Origin of the sequence: Mesorhizobium sp. M7A.F.Ca.CA.004.04.2.1, from assembly GCF_004022825.1 — a bacterium.
Taxonomy (GTDB): Bacteria; Pseudomonadota; Alphaproteobacteria; order Rhizobiales; family Rhizobiaceae; genus Mesorhizobium.
The window spans coordinates 1-2,449 of the sequence record NZ_RZPH01000916.1; the positions used below are offsets into that span (position 1 = coordinate 1).

The window sequence follows — 2,449 nt, forward strand, 5'->3', positions numbered from 1 at the left end:
GATCAACACCGCGGCCGAACTCTGCGTCGATCGTTACGCGGAAGGCTGCAAGAAGCTGGGCATCGGGAACTGACCGCGACCCTTGCCCGCTCCGCTGCCTGGCCACCGCGCGGTGGCCAGGCAGCGCTCATCCGACATTTTTGAACCGGTTTTGAAAGGCTTCCTGGCATGATCGATACCCCGGACGAACCGGTTCCGGCAGGCGAGCTGGTGCTCAGCCTGCGCGGCGTTTCGAAGAATTTCGGCGCCGTTTCGGCGCTCACCGACATCGATCTCGATGTCCATGCCGGCGAGGTGGTGGCGCTGGTCGGCGACAATGGCGCCGGCAAGTCGACCCTGGTCAAGATCCTGGCCGGCGTGCATCAGCCGAGCTCAGGCACGATAAGTTTTCGCGGCAAGCAGGTGACGCTTGCAGATCCAAGTGCGGCGCTGACGCTCGGCATAGCCACCGTGTTCCAGGACCTGGCGCTGTGCGAGAACCTCGACATCGTCGCCAACATCTTTCTCGGTCGTGAGCTCAACCCGCTGCGGCTGGACGAGGTGGCGATGGAAGTGCGCGCCTGGACGCTGCTCAACGAGCTATCGGCGCGCATCCCAAGCGTGCGCGAAGTGGTCGCTTCGCTGTCGGGCGGCCAGCGCCAGACGGTGGCGATCGCCCGCTCGCTGCTGCTCGAACCCAAGCTCATCCTGCTCGACGAGCCGACGGCGGCACTTGGCGTGGCGCAGACGGCGGAAGTCCTCAACCTGATCGAGCGGGTGCGCGACCGCGGTCTCGGCGTCGTCATCATCAGCCACAATATGGAAGACGTGCGCGCCGTCGCCGACCGCATCGTCGTGCTGCGGCTTGGCCGCAACAATGGCATCTTCTCGCCCGACGCCTCGAACCAGGAACTGGTCAGCGCCATCACCGGCGCGTCGAACAATTCGGTGTCGCGGCGCGCCGAGCGGCGCCAAACCCAGCAGACTCAAATGGCGCGACAGGATCAAACGCAGGAGCCACGCCCATGAGCCGCGACGTGCAACAGACGGCCCCCGTGCCGCCGCAGCTCGACCGCGCCGACGTGCGCGTCAAGCATGAGGCGGGGATCGGCGGCGCCATCCGCAGGTTCTTCGACCGGGTCCGCTCGGGCGATCTCGGCTCGCTGCCGGTGATCGTCGGGCTGGTCATCATCTGGACGGTGTTTGCCAGCATCAACCCGATCTTCCTATCATCAAGCAATCTGGTCAATCTGCTGTTCGATTGCTCCACCGTGGGCGTCATCGCGCTCGGCATCGTCTGCGTCTTGATGGTCGGCGAAATCGACCTGTCTGTCGGTTCGATCAGCGGCTTTGCCTCGGCGATGGTCGGCACGCTGTGGGTCAACCAGGGCTGGCCGGTGGCGCTCGCCATTCTGGCCGCTGTCGCCGTCGGCGGCTTTATCGGCGCACTCTACGCGCTGCTGTTCAACCGGCTGGGCATGCCGAGCTTCGTCTCGACGCTGGCCGGTCTGCTGGCGGTGCTTGGCCTGCAGCTCTACATTCTCGGCTCGACCGGCTCGATCAATCTGCCCTACGGCTCGAACCTGGTGAATTTCGGCCAGCTGCTGATGATGCCGAAATTTGTTTCGTTCGCCCTGGCGGCCGTGCCCGGCATCGTCATGCTGGTCACCGGCCTGCGCACCGTTACGCGCCGCCGCGCCGCCAATCTGTCGGCGCCGTCGACCGGCGGCCTGGTTATACGGGCGGTGGTGATCACGGTCATTCTCGAACTCATCGTCTTCTATCTCAACCAGGCGCGCGGCATTCCGTGGATGTTCGGCCTGTTCGTCGGCCTGGTCATATCGATGCATTACGCGCTGACGCGGACCAAATGGGGCCGCTCGATGTCGGCGGTCGGCGGTAACCGCGAGGCGGCAAGGCGCGCCGGCATCAATGTGCGGCTGATCTATTCGAGCGCCTTCGTGCTGTGCTCGATGCTGGCCGCTTTCGGCGGCGTGCTGTCGGCGGCCCGCCTGGCCTCGGCCAGCCAGCAGGCCGGCACCGGCGACGTCAACCTCAACGCCATCGCGGCAGCCGTCATCGGCGGCACCAGCCTGTTCGGCGGTCGCGGCAGTGCGTATTCGGCGCTGCTCGGCATCATCGTCATCCAGTCGATCGCCAGCGGCCTGACGCTGCTCGATCTGTCCTCGTCGCTTCGGTACATGATCACCGGCGCCGTGCTTGCCATCGCGGTCATCGTCGACTCGCTGGCACGCCGCTCGCGTGTCTCCCATGGCCGGGCCTGAACCCATCAACAGGAAGCAAGACATGAGCGAAGAACTGTCCGGAAAAGTTGCCGCCGTCACCGGCGCGGCATCAGGCATCGGCCTCGAATGCGCCAGGCATATGCTGGCGGCCGGCGCCACCGTGGTGCTGGTCGACCGCGCCGAGGCGACGCTGAACAAACTGTGCGCCGAACTCGGCCCCAAGG

The 2,449-nt window shown here is 65.7% G+C and carries 3 protein-coding genes; all 3 read left to right on the plus strand.

The window, feature by feature from the left end:
* Window positions 1-168 precede the first annotated feature (168 nt).
* Entirely contained in the window at window positions 169-1,008 is an 840-nt protein-coding gene (locus EN893_RS29120; RefSeq protein WP_127270008.1) for an ATP-binding cassette domain-containing protein, read from the plus strand.
* A complete protein-coding gene (locus EN893_RS29125) occupies window positions 1,005-2,264 on the plus strand; it encodes a sugar ABC transporter permease (protein ID WP_127272382.1) in 1,260 nt (419 codons plus the stop codon). Before EN893_RS29120 ends, EN893_RS29125 begins: the two co-directional genes overlap by 4 nt.
* Window positions 2,265-2,286: 22 nt before the next feature.
* Window positions 2,287-2,449, plus strand: a 163-nt coding sequence (locus tag EN893_RS29130; RefSeq protein WP_128361989.1) for an SDR family NAD(P)-dependent oxidoreductase, incomplete at its 3' end; no start/stop codon positions are given.